At 72.0% G+C, this 3885-nt stretch carries 6 protein-coding genes; all 6 read right to left on the reverse strand.

Features of this window, described 5'->3' with window-relative positions; all coding sequences use genetic code 11:
- Nucleotides 1–1308, reverse strand: a 1308-nt coding sequence (locus H5J33_RS26690; RefSeq protein ID WP_181797403.1) for a replication initiator, incomplete at its 3' end; no start/stop codon positions are given.
- Nucleotides 1309–1399: 91 nt separating this feature from the next.
- Nucleotides 1400–1699, reverse strand: coding sequence for a SpdD-like protein (locus tag H5J33_RS26695; protein ID WP_181797404.1), 300 nt, complete (start codon nucleotides 1697–1699; stop codon nucleotides 1400–1402).
- Between the two features lie 19 nt (nucleotides 1700–1718).
- Nucleotides 1719–1874 carry a hypothetical protein gene (locus H5J33_RS26700; RefSeq protein WP_106980647.1) on the reverse strand — a complete coding sequence of 52 codons (156 nt, stop codon included), beginning with the start codon at nucleotides 1872–1874 and terminating at the stop codon, nucleotides 1719–1721.
- Nucleotides 1875–1888: 14 nt separating this feature from the next.
- On the reverse strand, nucleotides 1889–2068 hold the full coding sequence (locus tag H5J33_RS26705) for a mobile element transfer protein (RefSeq protein WP_030734401.1): 180 nt from the start codon (nucleotides 2066–2068) through the stop codon (nucleotides 1889–1891).
- A gap of 13 nt (nucleotides 2069–2081) precedes the next feature.
- Nucleotides 2082–2768, reverse strand: coding sequence for a DUF2637 domain-containing protein (locus tag H5J33_RS26710; RefSeq protein WP_181797405.1), 687 nt, complete (start codon nucleotides 2766–2768; stop codon nucleotides 2082–2084).
- An 86-nt stretch (nucleotides 2769–2854) separates the two neighbouring features.
- Nucleotides 2855–3883 carry an FtsK/SpoIIIE domain-containing protein gene (locus H5J33_RS26715; protein ID WP_258565424.1) on the reverse strand — a complete coding sequence of 343 codons (1029 nt, stop codon included), beginning with the start codon at nucleotides 3881–3883 and terminating at the stop codon, nucleotides 2855–2857.
- Nucleotides 3884–3885: the final 2 nt, after the last annotated feature.

Below are 3885 nucleotides of genomic sequence, written 5' to 3' on the forward strand. Positions count from 1 at the left end.
TGGGCGAGAGGTGGAGAGCCAGGCTTCTGCGGTGGTCAGTCCGGTCCCGGCGAAGCGCCAGTGGGAGAGGACGAGGACGGTGTCCGGGTCGGGCAGGGGGTGGCCCGCTTCGGCCGCGCGGGCGCGGGCCAGGGCTTCGTTGTGGTCGGCGCGTTCCTGGCGGAGGGCGCCGAGGGTGACGGAGTAGGTACGGGACTTGGTGGAGAAGTGGCCGCGGAAGCCGAGCATGTGGGCCCACTTGCGCAGGCGCAGCGCTTCGAGTTCGGGGAGCGCGCCGAGGTGCCAGCAGGTGAGGATCATCCGGCGGGCGTGGTCGGTGACGCCGGAGCCGATCAGGTCGGTGATCGGGTTGCGGATGGGCCGGTCGAGGGTGCCGGCCGTCTCGGCTCCCTTGGTGGCGTACTTGGCGATGTAGGCGGCCACGGCCCGGCTGGACAACTCCGAGGTGCCCGCGAAGTCCGCTGAGCGGATGGGACGGATGTCGAGCTGGTCGCCGAAGCGGAAGGCGTAGGCGCGGCCGTCGATGACCGGGCCGGGTGTCTCGGCGAGGCGGGCGGCCGAGCGGATCGCGTCGGTGAGGAGTTCGGTCGTGGCCCAGGCCGGCGGGTCGTCCTCCGCGCCTCCCGGACCGTCGAGGCGGATGACCGCGTGGAAGTGGACGGCGCCGCGCCGCTGGTACTCGGCGACCTTGGCGTACGACACCCGGAGGCAGTCGCGTGACGCGGAGCGAGTGAGGCCCGCGCGGGAGGCGATCTGCTGGCGGAGGTAGGTGGTGAACCGGCCCCAGAGGGCACCGGCGTGCGCGTTCCAGAGGACGGCCGTCCGGTAGTCGTAGCGCTCCGGGTCGAGCGGCGTGCCCAGAGCGGGGTCGTCCTCGGTGTGCGTACGCCCGCAGCGGCACCGGCCGCCGGCCGGGCGGTTGTGGACCGGGCCGAAGGACGGCGCGGTGAAGGTGGCGAAGACGCGGGGGTGCCGGGCGACCGCCGGGCCGATGCCCTTGCCGCCGTTCAGACCGGCCGTTACGAGGTGGAAGGTGTCTTTGCGGTACGTCTCCGCGCAGGTGGCACACCGGGTGGCGCGACGGTTGTTGCAGCGGATGAGGAGCTGTCCGGCCGGAAGGTCGCGGTCGGTGATCTCCCGGACGATCTCACCGGTGGCCGCGTGGACGTCGAGCCGGTGACCCTCCATTCGTACGGGCCGCTCACAGCCGCCGAGGCGCTGGATCTGCCGGGCGTAGGAGCCGAGGTCGCCGTGCCGGGCGAGGGCGGCCAGGTGACGGATGGCTCCAAGGGGAGCCGGTGGGCGCATGTGCAGGTTCCTCCTTGTGGTGCGGGTGTTGGGCCCCGCCCTGACTGTCTAGGGGACTAGACAGTCAGGGCAGACGAAAGGAGTCGTTGGTTCAGCGGCGGGTGAGGAGAGAGCGGAGAACGACGGCGCACACGGCGACCGATGTGGCGGTCACGGTGACGGCGAGCAGCATGGAGACGAGGACGGCACCCACGACCAGGACCACGGCGGTGCCACCACCGACGAGGGCGAGCGCCGTGCCGGGCGTCAACTGGATGGTCGGGCGGGCCGGCGCCGGAGGAGCGGGCGTCGACGGCTTGGCCGGAGTGACTGCGGTCGGCTCCACGACAGTGGCGGGCGTGGCGACCGGGACGGTCGGTTGCGGCATGGTGGGGATCTTCGGCCGGATCATGAGCAGGGCTCCTTACGGGTCACTTGAGGAGGGAGTCGATGACGGGCGCCAGCAGGCTGTCGGTCAGCAAGTAGCCGCCGAGGAGGAGCACGGCGACGAGCCACCAGGGCGGGCGGATGAGCTTGACGCCCAGGACCGCGACGCAGAGCAGGGCGAGCCAGAGCGGGACGCGCATGCGGTGATCTCCTGTCAGGCCGAGCAGCGGTGGGTGCGAGCGGCGAGTTCGGCGGCGGCGCGGGAGTCGTACTCAGCCGAGAAGTCGCAGCGGGGTGCGGTGCAGGCGGCCAGGTGGCGATGCCTGCCGCGGTCGATGTAGGAGGCGACGTTCACGGGGCCGATACGGCGGACGTTGCGGAAGCGGCGGTTCATGGCAGTGCTCCTCTCACAGGTGGGCGGCGACGGAGGCGGTCATGGACGGGGGAAGGCCGAGCCGTGCGCGGACGGCGTCGGGGTCGGCGGGGCGGCCGGTGGTCGAGCGCTGTTCGTCGGCCAGGGCCCGGGCGCGCTGGATGAGGGCGGGTGGGAGCGCGATGGCGGGGCCGGGTGAAGGCGGATCCGGGACGGCTTCCGGTTCGCCGGGGGTTGGTTCCGGCAGCTCCTCCGGCACCGGAACGTCGATGGCAGCCGGAGCGGGGGTCTGTTCCTCGTACGGGCCAGCCGTCGGCGAGTCTGAGTGCCCCGGGGGTTCCTGGCTGTCCGGTGTGTGGGCCAGCAGAGTGCCGCCGAAGAAGGCGACGGCGGGCCAGCCTGCGACCACCACGCGGAGCGAGGCGGGAACGTGGTTCAGGTCGAGGAGTCCGGCGGTGGCGACGTTGGCTCCGAGGGAGGCGGCAAGGGCCACCAGGAACCACAGCCGCGGACTACCCGCCACCTGCCCCGTTCGCTGCAACTGGCGCATCCGGCGCCAGGAGGCGACCAGCAACAGGTCGACGCTGACGGGATAGGCCCACGCCTTCCATCCGCCCTGTCCGGCCGCTGCGGCGAGGTCGTGCAAGTGGGAGAAGGACAGGGCGCCCGCGATGACGGCCTGGACAACGACGGCGTCCACGCGGGCCAGGTGGGCACGCATCGGCTCCGGTTCCTTCCTGTTTCGGGCATGGGAGGGGTAGGGAGATGGCGCGAGGCGGTCACGCCGGCCGTAGGGAAGGGAGGGGGCTACTCGGTCACCGGGCGCGCGGTGGGCGTGGCACCGGTCGAGGAGGACGGCCCCGCCGAGGCGACGGCGACGGCGGGCCGGAAGCGGTCGAGCCGGGGCAGTTCAGGGACCAGAGCCGAGGTGTCACGGCAGACGGCCGCCGCATCTTCGAGCGAGAGAAGAGGAGAGCGGACGCGGGACCATCCGCCGGACGAGTCGCCGACGACCGCGACGCCGGGCCGGTCGGCAGGAATGGACGTGGCGGCCAGTGCTGCTTCGGGAGAGATGTCGGCCAGGGCCATGTTCGCCGATGCTTCGTCGTTGACGCGGTGGCAGACGCGGCCGGTCAGTTGGGCACGCAGCATGGTGGCGCCCTTGCCGAGTTCCGAGCCGAAGCGCTGCCCGCAGACTTCGAGGTAGATGCCGGCCGCGCGGCCGAGCTGGGCGAGGCGGATGAGCTTGGTGACCATCGCGTCGCGCCGCTTCTCGTCGTCCCTGTTCGCGGCGAGGAAGAGTTCCGCCACCTCGTCAACGACCAGCACTACCGGGACTGGCCGTACGGCGTCCGGCAGCCCCCAGACGTCCGAGGTGAGAACGGCGTCCGGATCGGCACCACTGAGCCCGATCAGCCGAAACCGGTCCTCCATCTCTTCCAGCAGCGCGTCGAGGAGGTCGTTCGCCCGATCCGGGTCGTCGGCCAGCGCCGACAACCGGGGTGCGAAGGGCGCCAGTTCGACACCCCATTTGCAGTCGATCCCGACGAGGACGACCCGCTGCCGGGCCAGGCCGCACAGCAAGTTGCGCAGGTAGACGGACTTTCCGGACTGCATGGCGCCGAGGATCAGTTCGTGCGGCACCGTACGGAAGTCGCGTACGTGCCAGTCGCCGTCCTCTCGCAGCGCCAGCGGCAGGCGAAGCGGCTCGGCCACAGCCTGGCGCCGGGCGGGCCGCACATCGGCGAGCACGTCCCACCCGACGAGCCGCAGTTCGAGCCAGCCCGGTTTCGTGGGGCGTACGTGGACGGCGTGGGCGCCCCAGGCATGGCGCAGTC

Source organism: Streptomyces sp. WELS2 (genome assembly GCF_013870595.1).
In the GTDB taxonomy this organism is placed as follows: domain Bacteria; phylum Actinomycetota; class Actinomycetes; order Streptomycetales; family Streptomycetaceae; genus Streptomyces.